The sequence below is a fragment of the Thalassococcus profundi genome, assembly GCF_003344785.1.
GTDB classification, from domain to species: Bacteria; Pseudomonadota; Alphaproteobacteria; order Rhodobacterales; family Rhodobacteraceae; genus Puniceibacterium; species Puniceibacterium profundi.
This window is the reverse complement of sequence record NZ_QPMK01000005.1, coordinates 37,789-57,115: the sequence shown is the minus strand read 5'-3', so window position 1 is coordinate 57,115 and position 19,327 is coordinate 37,789. Positions and strand designations below refer to the sequence as shown.

The following is a 19,327-nucleotide window of genomic DNA, read 5'->3' as shown; positions in this document are numbered from 1 at the left end:
CGTAACCCGAGCGGAGGACATCGTGACCGAAGCAACCGGCACCCCGAACGGACTGGCCTGGATCGGCGGAGAGATTTCGGCCTCCGGCCTGGCACTCTGGCTTCTGGATGGCGCCAACACGGTGCTTGACCGCCGCACACTGCGCCTGGATGCCCTGTCTCTGACGGACGAGGGGCTGGCCGCGTTGCTGGCGGACCTGCCGGGCGTGGCGGACGAGGGCCTGCCGACGGTGATCTGCGGCGCCGGACGCGATCTTGCGCCGACGCGGGCCGTGCCCTGCGCGCCGCTGGGGCCGCCGCAAGTGCGGGGCCACCTGCACCTGCTGCCCGGCCTGCACCAGGCCAGCCCCGCCGACCTCATGCGCGGGGCAGAGACGGCGATCGCCGGGCTCATCGCCGCGCAGCCGCAGTTCGACGGGGTGGTCTGTCTGCCCGGTCCGGCGACCGTCTGGGCCCAGGTTTCGGCCGAGGAAGTCGTGAGTTTCCGATCCTTTCTGACCGGCGATCTTTTCGCCCTGCTGGCAGGCAGCAATGCGCTGCAATTCCATGTCGCCCCGGACGGTTGGGACGACCCGGCCTTCGACACCGCTCTGGACGAGACGCTGTCGCGCCCCGCTTCGTTGAGCGCGGCACTGGCCGGCCTGCCGGCCGAGGCCGAGATCACCGGCCTGTCCAAGACCGAAGCCCGTGCGCGGCTGGCCGGGCTCTTGATCGGCGCCGAACTTGCCGGGGCGAAACCCTGGTGGCTGGGCCAGAACGTGGCGGTGCTGGGCGACGACGCCCTGATCCGTCCATACCTGCGCGCGCTGCACGCGCAGGGCGTACCGGCTCATGGCGGCGACCGCGGGGCCGCGACCCTCGCCGGCCTTTGCGCCGCCAAGGCCCGATTGACAGGACAGACCCAATGACCCGTGACCTTATCGCCATCCTGCGCGGCATCACCCCGCAAGAGGCCGCACCGGCGGCCGAGGCGCTGATCGGCGCGGGCATCACCCTGATCGAAGTGCCGCTGAACGTGCCCGGAGCCTATCTCAGCATCGCGTCGATGCTGCGCAGCTTTGCGGACGACGCGCTGATCGGCGGCGGCACCGTCACGGCCCCCGAAGAGGTGCTGCGCATGGCGCAACAGGGCGGGCGGCTGATCGTGTCGCCCAACACCGATGCGCGCGTGATCGTGGCCGCGAAGAAATCCGGCATGACCTGCTTTCCCGGCGCCGTCACGCCCAGCGAATGCCTGCTGGCCCTGCGCAGCGGGGCGGACGGGCTCAAGATCTTCCCCGCGCGCCTGCTGGGGCCGGAGGGGCTGTCCGAGCTGCATGCGGTGCTGCCCGAGGGCACGCGGACCCTTCCGACCGGGGGCATCGGCATCGAAGATTTCGGCAAGTGGCGCGACGCGGGGGCCAGTGGTTTCGGCCTGGGCTCGGCGCTTTACAAACCGGGCAGGGACGCGTCAGATGTGGGGGCGCGGGCACGCGACGTCGTCGCCGCCTACGACGCCCTTGCGACGAAAAACGGGACCGCATGAGCCATCTTGTCCATTCCGACTCCATCTGCGCGCTTGGCGAAGGCGCGCTTTGGCACCCTCAGACCCACACCCTCTATTGGTTCGACGTCCTCAAGGGTACGCTCTACGCCAGCGTCGACCAGCACCAGAGCAGCTGGTCGCTGGGACGCATGGTGTCTGCGGCGGGCTGGGTCGACGACACGGTGCTGCTGATCGCGTCGGAGCGGGACCTGTTCACATTCGACACGGCCACCGGGACCGAAACGCATGTGGCCGACCTCGAGGCCGATAACCCGGTAACGCGCTCGAACGACGGGCGCGCGGACCCCTGGGGCGGGTTCTGGATCGGGACCATGGGAAAGGAAGACCAGAGCGGCGCGGGCGCGATCTACCGATATTACGATGGCCAGCTGCGGATGCTCTACGATTCGCTGACCATCCCGAACGCCATCTGTTTCGCGCCCGGCGGGGCCTATGCCTATTTCGCCGACACGCCCACCGGCATCATCCGTCGGGTGACGCTTGACGCCGAGGGTTGGCCCTCGGCTCCCGCAGAGCCGTTCGTCGACCTGAGCCGCGAGGGTCTGTATCCGGACGGCGCGGTCTGCGACAGCGCCGGCAACCTCTGGAATGCGCAATACGGGGCCGGGCGTGTGGCCTGCTATTCTCCCGAGGGGGTCTTCATGACGGCGCTCGGCATCGCCACCGCCCTGACGACGTGCCCGGCCTTCGGCGGCGCCGACCTTTCGACGCTGTTCGTGACCTCGGCCGCTCACGGTGCCGCGGCGGACGACCGGCTGGCGGGCATGACCTTCAGCGTGCCTACCGGGTTTCGGGGACAGGCGGCGCATCGCGTGCGGCTATGATCGGCGTGGCGTGACCGTCCGGGCCGATCAGCCGCGCGCCGCCTCGCGCGCCGCCATGACATCGCGGGCCAGCGTGCGGGTGTAATCCTCGAGCCCGTGAAGCGCGGCCTCCACAGCCACGGTATCGCGCCGGGTCAATCCTTCGGCGATACGGCTGTGCAGATTGACGATCTGCACCCGTTTGCGCGCGGTAAAGGTGATCATGTTCATCAGCGGCAACATGCCCTCGACCGCCCCGGCCAGTTGGTAGGACAGCACCGGGTTCCCCGCGCCATCGACCAGCGCGCGGTGAAAGGCCACGTCGGAGGCGCAGAATTCTTCGTCCGTCAGACCGGGCTGGCTTTGCCGCCCGATTTCCGACCGCAACCGCGCCAACTGGTCCTCGGTGCGGCGCGCGGCGGCCAGCGGTGCGCAGGCCCGTTCCAGCGCGAACCGCGCCTCGCAGGCGACGTCAAAGCTGATGGCGTTCATTGACAGCAGAAGCGTCGCGGTGGTGACCTGCTGCGCCATGGCGTCTTCGAAGGAAAGGTGATTGACGAAAGCCCCACCCGCGGCACCTCGTTGGGTGCGGATCAGGCTCTGCGCCGCGAGCCGTTTCAGCGCCTCGCGCACTGTCGACCGCGACACGCCGAATTGCTCGGCAAGTTCCGATTCCGACGGCAGTCGGTCGCCTACGATCAGCCGCCCTTCGACGATGGAGGCGCGGATGTCCGAGGCGATCCGGGCGGAAAGGTCGACGGGTTTTTTCATTTGTCCGACATTTAGGATTTGCCCTGCATTTAATTGTCTGACATTCATTTGGTCAAGACGGGATCGCGAGACGGAGGAAAGATTGCAGGGACTTGTGCGCAGCACCGCCTGGCTCGCATTCTTCGCGGCGATCCTTGCAGCCTGGGCGATGATGTACGCCATGGCCACCGGCATGGGGCTCGACCTGCTGGGCCGGCCCAATTCCATGGCAGAGGCTATGCGGACCATGGACCCGGGCATGGACATGGACATGCCGATGGCCCGCTTCGGCCCGCTGTTCGCCATGTGGGCGATCATGATGGCGGCGATGATGGGGCCGACGCTGGTCCCCACCTTGCGCGCCTACGAGGATCTGATGCGCAGCGCCGACGGCAGCCGGGCCGGCTGGTGGGCGCTGCTGGCAGGCTATTTCGCGGTCTGGGTCGGCTTTGCCGCCGCCATCGCGGCGCTTCAGGTGGCGCTGCTACACGGCGGGGTGATCGACATGCTGGGCATCGCGCGCCAGACCTGGCTGCAGGCGGCGCTGCTTGTTCTCGTCGGCGCCTTCCAGTTCACGCGGCTCAAGGAGGTCTGCCACGGCGTCTGCCATGCGCCCACGGTCTATTTCCTCGGTCACTGGCGGCCGGGTGTTGCGGGCGGGCTGCGTATGGGCGCGGGTATGGGCGCGTTCTGCGTGGGATGCTGCTGGGGCTTCATGCTTTTGGGCTTTGTCGGCGGCGTGATGAACCTGGCCTGGATGGGACTCGCGACGCTGTTCATGGTGATGGAAAAGCTGCCGCAGATCGGGCACCGTGTGATGAAACCGATGGGGGCCCTTCTGATCGCCGCAGGCGTGGCGGTCTGGTTGGCTCCGACATTTCTGGGAGGATGAGATGGCCGATCAACAAGTCCCGAATGCCGACAAGCTGCCGGTCAGCCAGAGGATCGACCAGCGCATGGCGAATCCGAAGCGCCGCAAGATGGTTCCGACCGACTGGGCGATCAAGGGCGAGCTGTTCCTGAACTGCTCCTGCGAGTTGTTCTGTCCCTGCGTGGTGAGCCTGGGCGCGCATCCGCCCACGGAAGGCCACTGCCATGCCTGGATGGCCATCGCGATCGACGAGGGCCACTACGAGGGCGAGGACCTCTCGGGGCTGAACGTGGGTCTCATGGTCGAAATACCGGGCCGTATGGCCGAGGGCGGCTGGAAGGTCGCGGCCTATGTGGACGAGCGCGCCAGCGGCAAGGCCTATAACGGGCTGCTGCAGATCTTCTCGGGGGCTGCGGGTGGCACCACGGGGCTCTTCACCATGCTGGTCAGCGACATCGTCGGTGCCGAACGCGAGAAGGTCGAGATCGTCCGGGACGGCAAGAAGCGCGGACTCTACATCGGGCGCAAGATCCAGGGCGAGATCGAGATGATCGAGGGCGCGAGCCCCGATCACCCGGTGATGATCTCGAATTCGAAATACTGGATGGGGCCGGACATCATCGCCGCCCGAGGCATCAAGTCCAAGGTGCGCGATTTCGGGCGGATCTGGGACTTCGGCGGCAAGTCCGCCGAGATTTGCCCGATCGACTGGAAGGGACCGCGGGCATGATGATAACGCCGGAGTATTGTGTTGCGATGGCGCGGTACAATGCCTGGCAGAACAGGCAACTGAAGGCCGCGTTCGAGGCGCTGCCAGCGGCGGAGCTCACGAAGAACCGCAAGGCCTTCTTCGGCTCGCTCCTGGGTACGGCGAACCACCTGCTCTGGGGCGACCTGATGTGGATGAGCCGGTTCGACGGCGGCACTGCGCCCGAAGGCGGGATCGGCGGCAGCACCGGGCTCTGCGAGACGGGACTGGCCTGGTCGGTGGAACGGTTCCGCGCCGACGCGCGCATCCTGCTCTGGGCCGAAGGTTTACACGCGGTGGATCTGGTGGGCGACCTGACCTGGTGGTCTGGCGCCCTGGGGCGCGAGATGCGCAAGCCGCGCAGCCTGTGCGTGGTGCATATGTTCAACCACCAGACCCATCACCGCGGCCAGATCCACGCCATGCTGACCGCCGCCGGAGCGGTGGCGCCGGTGAGCGATCTGCCCTTCATGCCCGAGGACGGGCCATGGTTGTGATCCGGACGGGAGACGACGCGCGCGTGCCGCGACGCCCCACCCGCCGTCCCGTCGGATGTTCTATCACTGGAAAGGAATGCGGATGGCCATGATTTCTCCGTCGCGCCGGCTGCGGCGCACCCCGTTTTCCGACGGTGTCGAGGCGGCCGGGGTCAAGGGCTACACCGTCTACAATCACATGCTCCTGCCCACGGTGTTCGAAAGCATCGAGGAGGATTACCGGCACCTGAAGGAAAAGGTGCAGGTCTGGGACGTGGCCTGCGAGCGCCAGGTGGAATTGCGCGGTCCGGATGCCGGGCGGCTCATGCAGATGCTGACGCCGCGCGACCTGCGCGGAATGCTGCCCGGCCAGTGCTACTACGTGCCCATCGTCGACGAGACCGGCGGCATGCTCAACGATCCGGTGGCGGTGAAACTGGCCGAGGACCGCTGGTGGATTTCCATCGCCGACTCGGACCTGCTCTTGTGGGTCAAGGGCATCGTCTACGGCTTCCGGCTCGACGTGCTGGTGGACGAGCCGGACGTGTCTCCGCTCGCCGTGCAGGGACCGCATGCGGAGGACTTGATGGCGGCGGTCTTTGGCGATGGGGTGCGGGCTGTGCGGTTCTTCCGCTTCGGCGTGTTCCAGTTCCAGGGCCGCGACATGGTCGTCGCGCGGTCGGGCTATTCCAAGCAGGGCGGGTTCGAGATCTACGTCGAGGGCGGCGACATCGGCATGCCGCTCTGGAACGCGCTGATGGAGTCGGGAAAGCCATGGGACGTGCGCGCCGGTTGTCCCAACCTGATCGAGCGGATCGAGGGCGGGCTGCTGAGCTACGGCAACGACATGACCCGCGACAACACCCCGCACGAATGCGGGCTTGGCCGGTTCTGCAACACCCAGACGGCGATCGGCTGCGTCGGGCGGGATGCGCTCCTGCGCGTGGCCAAGGAAGGACCCGTGCGGCAGATCTGTGCGTTGGAGATGAGCGGCGCGCGCGTGCCGGGCTGCACGCATCTCTGGCCGGTGATGGCCGGGGATCGGCATGTGGGCAACGTGTCCTCGGCGGCATGGTCGCCGGATCATGGAACGAATGTCGCCATCGGCATGGTGCGCATGACCCATTGGGAGGCGGGCACCCAGCTGGTGGTGCGCTGCCCCGGCGGCGACCGCGGTGCCGTGGTGCGCGAGGGGTTCTGGGCCTGATACGGGCTTTGAGCGGCGGGAGTGAGGGGCCAGCCCCTCACACTCCCCGGAGGTTTACTGGCAAGATGAAGCGGGGGGCTGGTCCTGCGACTGGAAAGGAAGCGCATGATGTTCAAGGCATTGGTTGTGGAGAAGGACGACGAGGGCAAGACCTCGGCGTCCGTCAAGGACATCGGCCTCGACGATCTGCCTGAGGGCGAGGTCACGGTGGCGGTGGAATATTCCACGGTCAACTACAAGGACGGGCTCTGCATCGGGCCGGGCGGCGGGCTGGTGCGGAGCTATCCGCATGTGCCGGGGATCGACTTTGCCGGGACGGTCGAGGAGTCCTCGGACGACCGTTACAAGGCGGGCGACAAGGTGGTGCTGACCGGCTGGCGCGTCGGCGAGGCGCATTGGGGGGGCTACGCGCAGAAGGCGCGGGTCAAGGCCGACTGGCTGGTGCCGCTGCCCGATGGGCTCGACACGCGGCAGGCGATGGCGGTGGGTACCGCCGGGTTCACGGCGATGCTGGCGGTCATGGCGCTCGAGGATCACGGGCTGAGCCCGGACAAGGGCGAGGTGCTGGTGACCGGGGCCGCGGGCGGTGTCGGGTCGGTCGCGACGGCGATCCTGGCCAACCTCGGCTACGAGGTCGCGGGCGTGACCGGGCGGCCCGAGACCGAAAGTTACCTCAAGGATCTGGGTGCGGCGCGGATCGTGCCGCGCGAGGAGATCAACGAGACTGTCAAGCGGCCGCTGGAGACCGAGACCTGGGCGGGCTGCGTCGATGCCGTGGGCGGGTCGATGCTGGCAAGGGTGCTGGGGCAGTTGAAATACGGTGCTTCGGTGTCCGCCGTGGGCCTGGCCGGGGGCGCGGGCCTGCCCGCGACGGTCGTGCCGTTCCTGCTGCGCGGGGTGAACCTGCTGGGCATCGATTCGGTCATGCAGCCCTATGACAACCGGGTGCGCGCCTGGAAGCGGATCGCCAGCGACCTGCCGATGGACAAGCTCGAGGCGATGGTGCAGCCCGCGACGCTGGCCGATCTGCCGCAGCTTGGGGCCGATATCCTCAAGGGGCAGGTCAAGGGCCGTGTCGTGGTGGATGTGAACGTCTGACAGCGCGTCGGACCGACACAGGAAAACGCACAGAAAACCCAAAGAAAAACGCCCCGCCGTATGACCGGCGGGGCGTTTCGATTCTCAGGCTGTCGAAGCGGCTAGCGTTTCTCGCTTTGCAGCCCCTTGAAGATCGCCCAGCACATCAGCAGCAGGACCAGCGTGAAAGGCAGGCCGGTCGAGATCACCATCGCCTGAAGCGATGACAACCCGCCGCCGATCAGCAGCACGATGGCCACCAGACCTTCGAAGATGCACCAGAACACGCGCTGCGGTGCGGGCGCGTCGATCTTGCCGCCGGCGGTGATCGTGTCGATGACCAGCGAGCCGGAATCGGACGAGGTCACGAAGAACACGATGACCAGCACGATGGCGATGGTCGAGGTGATCGCCGCGAGCGGCAGGTCCGCCAGCATGCCAAAGAGCGAAAGCTCGGGGCTGTAGCTGTCGATCACGTATTCCTTGACCTGGCTGCCGGTGCCGCTGATGACCTGCTCGATCGCGGTGCCGCCGAAGACGGCCATCCAGAGCACGCAGACGAGGCTGGGGATCAGGATCACGCAGGTGACGAATTCGCGCACCGTGCGGCCGCGGCTGACGCGGGCGATGAACATGCCGACGAAGGGCGACCAGCTGATCCACCAGGCCCAGTAGAAGGCGGTCCAGCCTTCGCGATAGCTGTCGTCCTCGCGTCCGAACGGATTCGACAGCGGCACCAGATCCTGGGCATAGGCCACCAGACCTTCGCCGAAGCCGGTGAGGATCAGTACCGTCGGACCGGCCAGCAGAACGAAGAGCAGCAGCAGCGCGGCGACGACCATGTTGACCTCTGACAGGACCTTGACCCCGCCGTCGAGGCCGCGCAGCACCGACACAAGCGCCACCGCGGTGATCGCGCAGATCAAGATGACCTGGCTGGTGATGGTGTTGGGCACGCCGTAGACGAATTCGAGACCCGCGACCGCCTGTTGCGCACCGAACCCCAAAGAGGTGGCAAGACCGAAGAGCGTGGCAAAGACCGCCAGCGTGTCGATGATGTGGCCGGTCCAGCCCCAGACGCGATCGCCGAAAATCGGGTAGAAGGCCGAGCGGATCGTCAGCGGCAGACCCTTGTTGTAGGTGAAGAGCGCCAGCGCCAGCGCCACGACCGCGTAGATCGCCCAAGGGTGCAGACCCCAGTGGAAGATCGTTCCGGCAAGCCCGATGCTGCGTGCCGCCTCGACATTCTCGGGGATCAGCGTGCCGTCTTCGGCAAAGGGCGAGGGCACGCCCAGCGGCGAGGAGATGGCCATGTGGTAGACCGGCTCGAGCACGCCGAAGAACATCAGGCCGATGCCCATGCCCGCGGCGAAGAGCATCGCGAACCAGCCCAGGTAGGTGTAATCGGGCGTGGCTTCGGTGCCGCCGAGCCGCACCGATCCCCAGGGCGACACGATCAGGAAGAGGCAGAAGATCACGAAGATATTGGCCGCCAGCATGAAGAACCAGTCAAAGGTGCTGGTGAGCCAGGGGCGCAACGCGCCGAAGATCTCGGAGGCCTGTTCGTTGAACATGAGGGCGTAGATCACGAAGATCACCACGCTGAGGCCCGAGATCACGAAGACCGGGTTGTGGATGTCAAAGCCGAACGGGCCGACTTTGCCGTCGATGTTGTCCTGACCGATATCGTAGTCGGTATCGATCATGTTGACTTGGCCGTCTGGCGTCGGGACGCCCTCCGGCATGGATTGGTCTGACAAGATATGTCCCTCCGTGTCTGTGTGAATTATCGGCTCCGGTCGCGCGGAGATGCCGGTCGGCTCGAGGCCCGGCGGCGTGAAACCGGATTGGTACGGACCGTGCCATCATGCCCCGATCGGCAAAGAATGGCCACCCCGCGTCTGGAAGACTTGATACTTTGCGACCCTTTGCAGGGGAAATGCGGTGGCCCGCGGAGGGACCGCGCAGGACAGCCGGGCGGCGCCGCCCCGGTCCGCAGGCTTGACGCTCTGGGCATTCGCGGCTTTTGTGGCCGGCGGGAAACAGGGGGACTTCATGCTGGATATCGACTTTGTCAGGGCGCAGTTTCCGGCTTTCGACGTGGACGCCCTAAAGGACCAGGCATTCTTCGAAAATGCCGGCGGGTCCTATGCCTGCCAGCCGGTGATCGACCGGCTGACGCGTTATTGCGTCGAACGGAAGGTCCAGCCCTACGCGCCCTATGCCGCGTCCCATGCGGCGGGGGCCGAGATGGACGAGGCCCGCGCGCGGCTGTCGGCGCTGCTGGGGGTTCAGCCGGCCGAACTGTCCTTCGGCCCCTCGACGACGCAGAACACCTATGTGCTGGCGCAGGCCTTCCGCAGGTTCATGTTGCCCGGAGAGGCCATCGTCGTCACCAACCAGGATCACGAGGCCAATTCCGGCCCCTGGCGGCGGCTGGCCGAGGACGGGATCGAGATCCGCGAATGGCGCATGGATCCCGACACCGGCAGCCTGTGCCCCGACGCGCTCGAGAATCTTCTGGACGAAAAGGTCCGGCTGGTCTGTTTCCCGCATTGCTCGAACGTCGTCGGAGAGATCAACCCGGTTGTCGAGATCACCGCCCGGGCCCATGCCGCGGGCGCCTTTGTCTGCGTCGACGGGGTGAGCTATGCGCCGCACGGGTTGCCCCACGTGGGCAGCCTCGGCGCCGACATCTACCTCTTTTCCGCCTACAAGACCTACGGGCCGCACCAGGGGATCATGGTCATCCGGCAGGCGCTGGCCGAGGCGCTGCCGAACCAGGCACATCATTTCAACGGCGGCACGCTCTACAAGCGCTTCACGCCCGCCGGGCCGGATCACGCGCAGGTGGCGGCCTGCGCCGGCATCGCCGATTACATCGACGCGCTGGCCGCGCATCACGGCACCGATTCGGGCGGCGTGCACGACCTGATGCGCGCGCACGAGGTCGCGTTGCTGCAGCCGCTGCTGGACGCGGTGAAGGACCGCAACTCCGTCCGGCTGCTGGGACCGGCGAGGGCCGAAGGGCGCGCACCCACGGTGGCGCTGGCGCTGAACCGGCCGGGGGCGGAGGTGGCCGCGGAATTGGCGGCACACGGCATCATGGCGGGGGGCGGCGATTTCTACGCGGGCCGCGCGCTGACCGGGCTGGGGCTGGACGAGTCCCGCGGCGTGCTGCGGCTGTCTTTCGTGCATTACACCTCGCAGGCCGAGGTGGCCCGGCTGATCGACGCGCTGGATGCGCTGCTGTAAGCGTTTGACCTTGCTCCGGGCGCGCTATGTCTTTGCCGAAACTGGCAAAAGACAGGTAACTCGTGGCTGATACGTCTCCCATTCTCCTCTGGTTCCGGCGCGACCTGCGTCTGAGCGACCATCCGGCCCTGACGGCGGCGGTGAAAACCGGGCGGTCGATCGTGCCGGTGTTCCTCCGCGATGGCCTTTTGGACGATCTGGGGGCCGCGCCGAAATGGCGGCTTGGATTGGGCGTCGGCTGCCTGGCCGAGGCTCTGCAGGACAAGGGGTCACGCCTGATCCTGCGCAGCGGCGATGCGCTGGAGCAGCTGACACAGCTGATCGACGAGACCGGCGCGGGCGCGGTCTACTGGATGCGCGCCTATGATCCGCAGAGCGTGGAGCGCGACACCAAGGTCAAGGAAACGCTGAAAGAGCAGGGCGTCGAAGCTCGAAGCTTTGCCGGGCACCTGATGTTCGAGCCCTGGACGGTCGAGACCAAGCAGGGCGGCTTTTACAAGGTCTACACCCCGTTCTGGAATGCGGTGAAGACGCGCGACGTGGCCGAACCGCTGGCCGCGCCCGGCGAGATCAAGGCGCCGGGCCGCTGGCCCGACAGCGAAACCCTCGACGACTGGCGCCTGGGCGCCGCCATGGACCGCGGCGCCGATGTGGTGCGCCCCTTCGTGCAGCTTGGCGAACAGGCGGCGCAGGCGCGGCTGGGGGCCTTCATGGCCTCCAAGGTGGCAGACTACAACGACGCGCGCGACATTCCGGGCACCGACGGCACCTCGTGCCTGTCGGAGAACCTGAGCCTCGGAGAGATCACCCCGCAGCAATGCTGGCACGCGGGCCTGCGCGCCCGCGAGGAAGGCAAGCCGGGGGCCGAAACTTTCCTGAAAGAGCTGGTCTGGCGGGAGTTTGCCTATCACCTGATGTGGCACACGCCGCGGCTTCTGACCGACAACTGGCGCGAGGACTGGGAAGCCTTTCCCTGGAACGAGGACGAGCGAAAGGCCGAGGTCAAGGCCTGGAAACAGGGGCGCACCGGCATCCAGTTCGTCGATGCGGGCCTGCGCGAGATGTACGTGACCGGACGGATGCACAACCGCGCCCGGATGATCGTCGCAAGCTACCTGACCAAGCACCTGATGTGTCACTGGAAAATCGGGATGCAGTGGTTCGAGGACTGCCTGATCGACTGGGACCCCGCGAGCAACGCCATGGGTTGGCAATGGTCCGCGGGATCGGGCCCGGATGCCACGCCCTATTTCCGGGTCTTCAACCCGGTCACGCAGCTTGACCGGTTCGACAAGGACCGCGCCTATGTGCAGCGCTGGCTGGGAAAGCCCGGCGCGAAACTTACCGGCGATGCAGCCCGTTACTTCGACGCCATTCCGAAAAGCTGGAACATGGAACCGGACGACCACTATCCGGAGCCGGTCGTAAATGCTGACGAGGGACGCAAACGTGCCCTCGAAGCCTATGAAAACAGGGACTTCTAAGACGTATGACCATGAGTAACCCTTGCGCGCCCGAGGCCCGACCCGGTAAATTGCCTGTGTCCCACGACACAAAGGTATCCGGCATGGTCCTGATGGACACCACCGATCAGACCGACCTGCCGCGCTATTTCGGCCCGGTGTTCGACATGGTGCGCACCATGCGGCGCGGGCGGCTGGATTTCGTTCTGCCTGACGGACGGCGGTTCCGGGCCGAGGGCAAGCTGCCCGGTCCGGTGGCGGAACTCGACATCCACAACGACGAGATCTTTGCCCGGATGATCCGCGAAGGCCATCTGGGGTTCTGCGATGCCTATCTCGACGGCTGGTGGAGCACGCCGGATCTCATGGCCTTCATGGATCTCATCCACACCGACAATGAAGAGATGTACGACGGCTTTCCCGGTATCGGGCTGGTGCGCGCCTACGAACGCCTGCGGTTCTGGCTTCAGAGCAATTCCAAGCGCCAGGCGCGCCGCAACATCAGCTATCACTACGACCTGGGAAACGATTTTTACCGGCTCTGGCTCGACGACACGATGACCTATTCCAGCGCCCTGTTCGAAACCGGCCAGGAAAGCACGGAAAAGGCGCAGACCGCCAAATACGCCTCCATGGTGGACCAGATGGGGGCCAAGCCGGGCGATCACGTGCTGGAGATCGGCTGCGGCTGGGGCGGGTTCGCGGAATATGCCGCGAAGGAACGCGGGCTTCGGGTGACCGGGCTGACCATCAGCCAGGAGCAGTACAACTTCGCTGTTGAACGTATTGAAAAAGCCGGCCTTTCCGACCGCGTGACCTTCAAGATGCAGGACTATCGCGACGAGCGCGGGCAGTACGACGGCGTCGCCAGCATCGAGATGTTCGAAGCGGTCGGCGAAAAGTACTGGCCCACCTATTTCAACACCGTGCGCGACCGGCTGAAGCCGGGGGCGAATGCGACCCTGCAGATCATCCTTGTGCAGGATGCGCGCTTCAAGGCCTACCAGCGCGACCCGGATTTCATCCAGAAATACATCTTTCCGGGCGGCATGCTGCCCAGCCCGTCGGTGCTGCGCGCCCAGATCGAAAGGGCGGGCATGACCGTGGCGCGGTCGATGGAATTCGGCGAAAGCTACAGCCAGACGCTGCGCCGCTGGCACGAAAGCTTCAACGCCCGGTGGGACGAGGCTGCGGCGCAGGGCTTTGACGACCGGTTCCGACGGATGTGGAATTTTTACCTGACCTCTTGTGCGGCAGCCTTTCGCAGCGGTATCTGTGATGTGACCCAGATCACGATCACGAGACCGAGCTGACCGATGCCCACCGCCGCCCGCCTCTTTGCCGCCATCTGCCTTGCGGCATTGGGCTACCTGACGTCGGAGGTGATCAAGTCGGTGATGCCCGAAAGCACGGCCTTCGGCATCTTTTCCATGGTCAACGCGGTGATCGGCTTTGCCTGCGGCTGGGTGATCGTCGGTAGCCGCGCCGGGCGGGGCATCTCCGCGGCGATTTCCAACGGCATTACCGGCACGGTGGCGCTGGTTCTGCTTGGCCTCGGCGTGCAGGCGATCAACGAAATGGTCCGGCTGGCCATGCGCCGGCGCTTTGACGGGCCGATGGAGGCGTTTGCCGCAATTTTCGAGATCGCCATCGACTTCGGGGCGATCCTCTTTGCGCCCTCGGTTCTTGTTTTGCTGGTGATCGGGGCAATCGTCACCGGGCTGGTCAGCGAATTCGCCGCGCGCAACTATCGGTGATGCCTGTGAAAGACCTGTTCTTCTACGGCACCCTGTGTCACGAGCCGCTGTTGCGCCTTGTGCTGGGCCGCGACGATGCGGTCACCGTTCCGGCCCGCCTGCCGGATCACGAGGCGCTCTGGGTCCGGGACAACGCCTTTCCGATGATCCGCCACGCGCCTGGCCGGGCCGCCGAGGGCCTGCTGCTGCGCGACGTGACCATCGAAGACCTTGCCCGGCTCGATTTCTACGAAGGCGGGTTCGGCTATGACCTGCGCGACGTCATGGTCGATGGCCCGGACGGATCGGTGCCGGCGCGGGTCTATTTCCCGCAGGAGGGACTTTGGCCGCCCGGCGCGCCCTGGTCGCTGCCCGACTGGGAGGCAAAATGGGCCGGGATCACCCTGCATGCCGCCGAAGAGGCGATGGCCCGTTTCGGTCGCGTCCCCGCGGAGGCCGTGCGCCCGCTGATGCCGATTTTCCGGTCCCGCGGGTGGGCCCGGCAGATGGCGGCAAACCCGGCGCCGCAGACCCTGCGCAGCGGCATGACAGGCGCCGATGTGCAGATGACCTCCCGCGACGACGGCTACGACGGCTTCTTCCGCATCCGCACATTCGACATCGCGCACCGCCGGTTCGACGGCTGCATGACCGATCCGGTACCGCGTGAGGCGTTCATCGCTTTCGACGCGGCGCTGGTGCTGCCCTATGACCCGATGCGCGACGAGATCCTGCTGATCGAACAGCTGCGCTACGGTCCCATTGGCCGTGGCGATCCGGCGCCCTGGGTCCTGGAGCCGATCGCGGGGCTGGTCGACGCGGGCGAGGAGCCCGCCGATTGCGCCCGCCGCGAGGCGGTCGAGGAGGCAAAGCTCGAACTTGGCGACCTGCGGCCGATGGTCCGGGTCTATGCCTCTCCGGGCTACAGCTCGGAGTTTTTTCACTGTTTCCTGGGGCTCTGCGACCTTGCGGGACGCGGCGGCGAACTGGGCGGGCTCGATGCCGAGAACGAGGATATCCGCAGCCATGTCATAGGCTTCGACAGGGCGCTCGCGCTGATCGACAGCGGCGAGATCAACGCCGGGCCGCTGGTGATGATGATCCTGTGGCTGGCGCGGCACCGCGCCGCCCTGCGCGCGGCGGCTTGAGTTCCGATCCGTGCCCGCCTACACCAAGGGCAACACAGCATCAATGAGGCCCCCCATGCGCATCGCATCTGACCTGGCCGCGGCGGTCGGGAACACCCCGCTCATCCGGCTCAACAAGGCGTCCGACGCCACCGGCTGCGAGATCCTCGGCAAGGCGGAGTTCATGAATCCCGGCCAGTCGGTCAAGGACCGCGCGGCGCTCTACATCATCAAGGACGCGGTCGAAAAGGGCCTGTTGAAACCCGGCGGCACCATCGTCGAAGGCACCGCCGGCAATACCGGCATCGGCCTTGCGCTGGTGGGCGCGTCGATGGGCTTCAAGACCGTGATCGTCATCCCCGAGACGCAGAGCCAGGAGAAAAAGGACATGATCCGCCTGGCTGGGGCGGAATTGGTCGAGGTGCCCGCAGCCCCCTACAAGAACCCCAACAACTACGTGCGGTATTCTGGTCGCCTGGCCGAGGAAATGGCGCGCAATTCCAACAAGGGCGTGATCTGGGCCAACCAGTTCGACAACATCGCCAACCGCCAGGCCCATATCGAAACCACCGGTCCCGAGATCTGGGAGCAGACGGATGGCAAAGTCGACGGCTTCATCTGCGCGGTGGGATCGGGCGGCACGGCGGCCGGGGTCGGCGCGGCGCTGCAGCCCAAGGGCGTCAAATGCGGCATCGCCGATCCGATGGGGTCGGGGATCTATTCGCTTTACAAGGAGGGCGAGGCCAACGCCACCGGCACCTCGATCACCGAAGGCATCGGCCAGGGCCGGATCACCGCCAACCTCGAAGGCTTCGAGCCGGATTTCCTCTGCCAGGTCACCGACGAAGAGGCGCTTCCCGTGGTCTTCGACCTGCTGAGCGACGAGGGTCTGTGCCTGGGCGGATCGAGCGGCATCAACGTCGCCGGCGCCATGAAGATGGCGCGCGAGATGGGGCCGGGCCACACCATCGTGACGATCCTCTGCGACTACGGCACGCGCTACCAGTCCAAGCTCTTCAACCCGGAGTTCCTGTCGGAAAAGGGTTTGCCGCTGCCGAAATGGATCGACCGGGCCCCCGCGAGCATTCCCGGCGTCTTCGAGGACGTCTAGCCGATGCGGGCGGTGCTGCACGCCCTTGCGATCACGCTCTTCTGCCTGCTGGCCGGTTGGGCGCAGGCGCAGGAAACGCGTGGCCCGAACTACAATATCTGGGGAAACATCGCCGAGCGGGCTGAAGCCGCGATCAGCGACGAAGAAACCCCCGACCGGCGGCTGGAAGAGCTGCGCAGCGAGCTGGCGGCCTTCCGCGAACAGTTTCTGAACGCGCAGCAGACCAATGCCGACCGCATCAGCACCCTGCAATCGCAGTTGGATGCGCTGGGGGCGCCGCCCGAGAACGGCGAGGAAGCGGCGGAGATCACGAACCGGCGGCAGGAGCTGAACGACCAGCTGGCCACCCTGCGCGCGCCTGTCCTCGCCGCCGAAGAGGCCTATACCCGCGCCAACGGCCTCATCGGCGAGATCGACAACACCATCCGCACCCGCCAGGCCGACGAGCTCTTCGACCTTGGTCCGTCGCCGGTCAACCCGGTGCATTGGCCCGGGGCGATCAGCGACATCACCGCCTCGGCCGGGGCGCTTTGGATCGAATTCGCCGACAACTGGACCGACCCGGACCGGCGGGCGGAGTTCCGCGACAACCTGCCGGTGGTGATCGGCCTGACGCTGTTGTCGGTCCTGCTGCTGGCGCGCGGCCGCGGCTGGGTCGAACGGGCGGTGAACGCCCTGCGCAAGCGCACCCGTCCCGGTACCGGTGTCTGGAGCTTCCTCGTCTCGATCCTCGAAATCCTGGTGCCGCTGCTGGGGGTCTACCTGCTGGTTTCGGCGCTGAGCGCGACCGGTCTCGCTGGCGAACGTGGTGAGCTGATCCTCTCCCGGCTGCCGGTCTGGGTCGGCATCCTGCTCTACATCCGCTGGCTGGCGGAACAGGTGTTCCGCCGGGGCGACGAGATGAAACGCCCGGTGCTGCTGGACATTCCCCGCCGCACCGAGGCGCGCTTTTACGCCAACCTGCTATCAATCATGCTGGTGCTGCGCGGGGTGCGGAAAACGATCAGTGAGCTGGACGATCATGTTCGCGAAACCGTTGCGGTGCTCGACTTCCCGATCTTGGTGATCTGTGCGATCGCGCTGTTCCGTCTGGGGCAGATCCTGCGCTCCGCGCAGCTGGCCGAGAACGAGGCGAGCGCGAACGCCGGGCTCGACGGGCCAAAGTTCCGGCTGGCGCTGGCACGCTACTTGGGTCTGCTGGCCATGGCAGCGGGTGTGCTGGGGCCGGTTCTGGCCGGGATCGGGTACAATCGCGCGGGCGAATTCCTTGTCTACCCGGCTGTGTCGACCATGGCTATCTTCGCGCTCCTGGTGGTGCTGCAACGCTTCGCCAACGACCTTTACGAGCTGTTCACCGGCCGCGACGCGGCCACCGGCGACAGCTTGGTACCGGTGCTCTCGGGCTTCGTGCTCAGCCTCGCCGCGCTGCCGCTGCTGGCGCTGACCTGGGGCGCGCGGGTTGCCGACCTGACCGAGCTTTGGGCGCGGTTCCGCGAAGGTTTCGTCATCGGCGAGACACGGATTTCGCCCACCGATTTCCTGACCTTCGCGGTGGTCTTCGCCATCGGCTATGCGCTCACGCGGCTGCTGCAGGGCGGGTTGCGGACATCCGTGCTGCCCAAGACCAAGATCGACGTGGGCGGCCAGAACGCCATCGTGGCGGGGCTGGGCTATATCGGGGTCTTCCTCGCGGCGCTGATCGCGATCACCTCGGCGGGACTCGATCTTTCGTCGCTGGCCCTCGTCGCAGGCGCGCTGTCGCTCGGCGTCGGTTTCGGCCTGCAAACCATCGTGCAGAATTTCGTCTCGGGCATCATCCTGCTGGTCGAACGCCCGATCAGCGAAGGCGACTGGATCGAGGTGGGCCCGCATATGGGCACGGTCAAGGACATCTCGGTCCGCTCCACCCGGATCGAGACCTTCGACAAGACCGACGTGATCGTGCCCAATGCCGATCTCATCAGCGGCACGGTGACGAACTACACCCGCGGCAACACGCTGGGCCGGGTGATCGTGTCGGTGGGCGTGGCCTATGGCACCGACACCCGCAAAGTCGAACAGATCCTGACCAGCGTGGCGCGGGTCCATCCCAAGGTGATGATGAACCCCGAGCCGTTTATCTATTTCAAGGGCTTCGGCGCCGATGCTCTGGAATTCGAGATCCGCGCGATCCTGTCGGACGTGCTCGAGATACTCGTCGTGCAGAACGAGATGCACCACGAGATCGCCCGCCGCTTTGCCGAGGAAGGCATCGAGATCCCGTTCGCGCAGCGCGACGTCTGGCTGCGCAACCCCGAGGCGCTGCGCGCGGGCGACGATCCCGCAGCAAGCCGCCCTGTGGTGGCCGAGACGACCGACGACACCCCGCCTGCCGAGGGCGACGCGCGCACCGCCGGGATGAGCGACAGCCCCGCAGACGCACCGGATGCCGACCGATGACCGAAACGCTTTTTCTCGACGATGCCTATCTGCGCGACGCCGAGGCGCGGGTCACGGCCATCACGCCCGAGGGCGGCATCGTCTGCGACCGCACGGTGTTCTACGCCACCGGCGGCGGTCAGCCCGGCGACAGCGGCTGGATCGACTGGGGGCAGGGACCGGTGCCCATCGCCACCTGCGTGAAAGGAGAGCGCGACGACCTGGTGCTCGTGCCCGCCGAACCGGTCGGCCTGCCGCCGGTCGGCGCGTTTCTCAGGCAATCGCTTGACTGGGAGCGGCGGCACCGGCACATGCGCATCCACACCGCGCTGCACCTGCTGTCGGTGGTGATCCCGCTGCCGGTAACCGGCGGGCAGATATCTGCGGGGCGCGGACGGCTGGATTTCCTGATGCCGGAGCCGCCCGAGGATCGCGAGGCGGTCGAAAACGCGCTCAACGCGCTGGTGGACCGGGACCTTTCGGTCACCGAGGACTGGATCAGCCAGGCCGATCTCGACGCCAACCCGGGGCTGGTCAAGACCCTGTCGGTCAAGCCGCCGCGCGGCGCGGGGCAGATCCGGCTGGTGCGGATCGGGCAAGGGAGCGATCAGATCGATCTGCAACCCTGCGGCGGCACCCACGTGGCGCGCACCGCAGAGATCGGACACATCCGTCTGGGCAAGATCGAGAACAAGGGCAAGCAGAACCGCCGCGTGCACATTTCGCTCGACCTTTAGGGG

General features: G+C 66.5%; 18 protein-coding genes. 16 read left to right on the top strand and 2 right to left on the bottom strand.

The genetic code is table 11. The annotated features are described in order from the left end of the window. Window positions 1-22 precede the first annotated feature (22 nt). The 3 genes from DU478_RS08620 to DU478_RS08610 are packed head-to-tail and all read left to right on the top strand — an operon-like array spanning window position 23 to window position 2,369. A complete protein-coding gene (locus tag DU478_RS08620; RefSeq protein ID WP_233501171.1) occupies window positions 23-907 on the top strand; it encodes a 2-dehydro-3-deoxygalactonokinase in 885 nt (294 codons plus the stop codon). Then, window positions 904-1,524 carry a 2-dehydro-3-deoxy-6-phosphogalactonate aldolase gene (locus DU478_RS08615; RefSeq protein ID WP_114510551.1) on the top strand — a complete coding sequence of 207 codons (621 nt, stop codon included), beginning with the start codon at window positions 904-906 and terminating at the stop codon, window positions 1,522-1,524. Before DU478_RS08620 ends, DU478_RS08615 begins: the two co-directional genes overlap by 4 nt. Further along, the gene (locus DU478_RS08610; protein ID WP_114510550.1) at window positions 1,521-2,369 is read left to right on the top strand and encodes an SMP-30/gluconolactonase/LRE family protein; all 849 of its coding nucleotides are present in this window, start codon (window positions 1,521-1,523) and stop codon (window positions 2,367-2,369) included. The genes DU478_RS08615 and DU478_RS08610 overlap by 4 nt, the downstream gene beginning before the upstream one ends. 27 nt (window positions 2,370-2,396) lie before the next feature. Here the strand turns inward: DU478_RS08610 and DU478_RS08605 are convergent, their stop codons facing one another. Further along, on the bottom strand, window positions 2,397-3,119 hold the full coding sequence (locus tag DU478_RS08605; RefSeq protein ID WP_114510549.1) for a FadR/GntR family transcriptional regulator: 723 nt from the start codon (window positions 3,117-3,119) through the stop codon (window positions 2,397-2,399). Between the two features lie 82 nt (window positions 3,120-3,201). Here DU478_RS08605 and DU478_RS08600 point away from each other — a divergent pair, with 82 nt between their 5' ends. From DU478_RS08600 to acuI, 5 genes are all read left to right on the top strand, one after another. Further along, window positions 3,202-3,990 (top strand): DUF2182 domain-containing protein, encoded by a 789-nt coding sequence (locus DU478_RS08600; RefSeq protein WP_114510548.1) that lies wholly within the window; start codon window positions 3,202-3,204, stop codon window positions 3,988-3,990. A 1-nt stretch (window position 3,991) separates the two neighbouring features. Then, a complete protein-coding gene (locus DU478_RS08595; RefSeq protein ID WP_114510547.1) occupies window positions 3,992-4,699 on the top strand; it encodes a DUF1326 domain-containing protein in 708 nt (235 codons plus the stop codon). After that, a complete protein-coding gene (locus DU478_RS08590; protein ID WP_199488309.1) occupies window positions 4,696-5,214 on the top strand; it encodes a DinB family protein in 519 nt (172 codons plus the stop codon). Before DU478_RS08595 ends, DU478_RS08590 begins: the two co-directional genes overlap by 4 nt. A gap of 82 nt (window positions 5,215-5,296) precedes the next feature. Further along, window positions 5,297-6,400: a dimethylsulfoniopropionate demethylase gene (locus tag DU478_RS08585; RefSeq protein WP_114510546.1), complete on the top strand. Its 1,104-nt coding sequence runs from the start codon at window positions 5,297-5,299 to the stop codon at window positions 6,398-6,400. Between the two features lie 108 nt (window positions 6,401-6,508). Further along, entirely contained in the window at window positions 6,509-7,498 is a 990-nt protein-coding gene (acuI, locus tag DU478_RS08580; RefSeq protein WP_114510545.1) for an acryloyl-CoA reductase, read from the top strand. 101 nt (window positions 7,499-7,599) lie between these two features. Here acuI and DU478_RS08575 read toward each other — a convergent pair whose 3' ends face one another. Further along, window positions 7,600-9,183: a BCCT family transporter gene (locus DU478_RS08575; RefSeq protein ID WP_407703153.1), complete on the bottom strand. Its 1,584-nt coding sequence runs from the start codon at window positions 9,181-9,183 to the stop codon at window positions 7,600-7,602. A 349-nt stretch (window positions 9,184-9,532) separates the two neighbouring features. Here DU478_RS08575 and DU478_RS08570 point away from each other — a divergent pair, with 349 nt between their 5' ends. The 8 genes from DU478_RS08570 (at window position 9,533) to DU478_RS08535 (ending at window position 19,324) form a co-directional block, all read left to right on the top strand. Next, window positions 9,533-10,732, top strand: a complete 1,200-nt coding sequence (locus tag DU478_RS08570; protein ID WP_114510747.1) for an aminotransferase class V-fold PLP-dependent enzyme — start codon at window positions 9,533-9,535, stop codon at window positions 10,730-10,732. Window positions 10,733-10,794: 62 nt separating this feature from the next. Beyond that, window positions 10,795-12,216: a cryptochrome/photolyase family protein gene (locus tag DU478_RS08565; protein ID WP_114510543.1), complete on the top strand. Its 1,422-nt coding sequence runs from the start codon at window positions 10,795-10,797 to the stop codon at window positions 12,214-12,216. 83 nt (window positions 12,217-12,299) lie between these two features. Then, window positions 12,300-13,508, top strand: a complete 1,209-nt coding sequence (locus DU478_RS08560; RefSeq protein ID WP_114510542.1) for an SAM-dependent methyltransferase — start codon at window positions 12,300-12,302, stop codon at window positions 13,506-13,508. A 3-nt stretch (window positions 13,509-13,511) separates the two neighbouring features. After that, the gene (locus DU478_RS08555) at window positions 13,512-13,952 is read left to right on the top strand and encodes a TrgA family protein (RefSeq protein WP_114510541.1); all 441 of its coding nucleotides are present in this window, start codon (window positions 13,512-13,514) and stop codon (window positions 13,950-13,952) included. Between the two features lie 5 nt (window positions 13,953-13,957). Then, on the top strand, window positions 13,958-15,079 hold the full coding sequence (locus DU478_RS08550) for a gamma-glutamylcyclotransferase (RefSeq protein ID WP_114510746.1): 1,122 nt from the start codon (window positions 13,958-13,960) through the stop codon (window positions 15,077-15,079). Between the two features lie 55 nt (window positions 15,080-15,134). Continuing rightward, window positions 15,135-16,169, top strand: coding sequence for a cysteine synthase A (locus DU478_RS08545; protein ID WP_114510540.1), 1,035 nt, complete (start codon window positions 15,135-15,137; stop codon window positions 16,167-16,169). 3 nt (window positions 16,170-16,172) lie between these two features. Next, on the top strand, window positions 16,173-18,608 hold the full coding sequence (locus DU478_RS08540; protein WP_114510539.1) for a DUF3772 domain-containing protein: 2,436 nt from the start codon (window positions 16,173-16,175) through the stop codon (window positions 18,606-18,608). Then, entirely contained in the window at window positions 18,605-19,324 is a 720-nt protein-coding gene (locus tag DU478_RS08535) for an alanyl-tRNA editing protein (protein ID WP_114510538.1), read from the top strand. Before DU478_RS08540 ends, DU478_RS08535 begins: the two co-directional genes overlap by 4 nt. Window positions 19,325-19,327 lie beyond the last annotated feature (3 nt).

Bases quoted from the DNA above. Each gene is read 5' to 3' on its own strand.
- DU478_RS08615 (WP_114510551.1), top strand. From the start codon at position 904: ATGACCCGTGACCTTATCGCCATCCTGCGCGGCATCACCCCGCAAGAG.
- DU478_RS08555 (WP_114510541.1), top strand. From the start codon at position 13,512: ATGCCCACCGCCGCCCGCCTCTTTGCCGCCATCTGCCTTGCGGCATTG.
- DU478_RS08575 (WP_407703153.1), bottom strand. From the start codon at position 9,183: ATGATCGATACCGACTACGATATCGGTCAGGACAACATCGACGGCAAA.
- DU478_RS08570 (WP_114510747.1), top strand. From the start codon at position 9,533: ATGCTGGATATCGACTTTGTCAGGGCGCAGTTTCCGGCTTTCGACGTG.
- DU478_RS08585 (WP_114510546.1), top strand. From the start codon at position 5,297: ATGGCCATGATTTCTCCGTCGCGCCGGCTGCGGCGCACCCCGTTTTCC.
- DU478_RS08535 (WP_114510538.1), top strand. From the start codon at position 18,605: ATGACCGAAACGCTTTTTCTCGACGATGCCTATCTGCGCGACGCCGAG.
- DU478_RS08545 (WP_114510540.1), top strand. From the start codon at position 15,135: ATGCGCATCGCATCTGACCTGGCCGCGGCGGTCGGGAACACCCCGCTC.
- acuI (WP_114510545.1), top strand. From the start codon at position 6,509: ATGTTCAAGGCATTGGTTGTGGAGAAGGACGACGAGGGCAAGACCTCG.
- DU478_RS08590 (WP_199488309.1), top strand. From the start codon at position 4,696: ATGATGATAACGCCGGAGTATTGTGTTGCGATGGCGCGGTACAATGCC.
- DU478_RS08540 (WP_114510539.1), top strand. From the start codon at position 16,173: ATGCGGGCGGTGCTGCACGCCCTTGCGATCACGCTCTTCTGCCTGCTG.
- DU478_RS08605 (WP_114510549.1), bottom strand. From the start codon at position 3,119: ATGAAAAAACCCGTCGACCTTTCCGCCCGGATCGCCTCGGACATCCGC.
- DU478_RS08610 (WP_114510550.1), top strand. From the start codon at position 1,521: ATGAGCCATCTTGTCCATTCCGACTCCATCTGCGCGCTTGGCGAAGGC.
- DU478_RS08560 (WP_114510542.1), top strand. From the start codon at position 12,300: ATGGTCCTGATGGACACCACCGATCAGACCGACCTGCCGCGCTATTTC.
- DU478_RS08595 (WP_114510547.1), top strand. From the start codon at position 3,992: ATGGCCGATCAACAAGTCCCGAATGCCGACAAGCTGCCGGTCAGCCAG.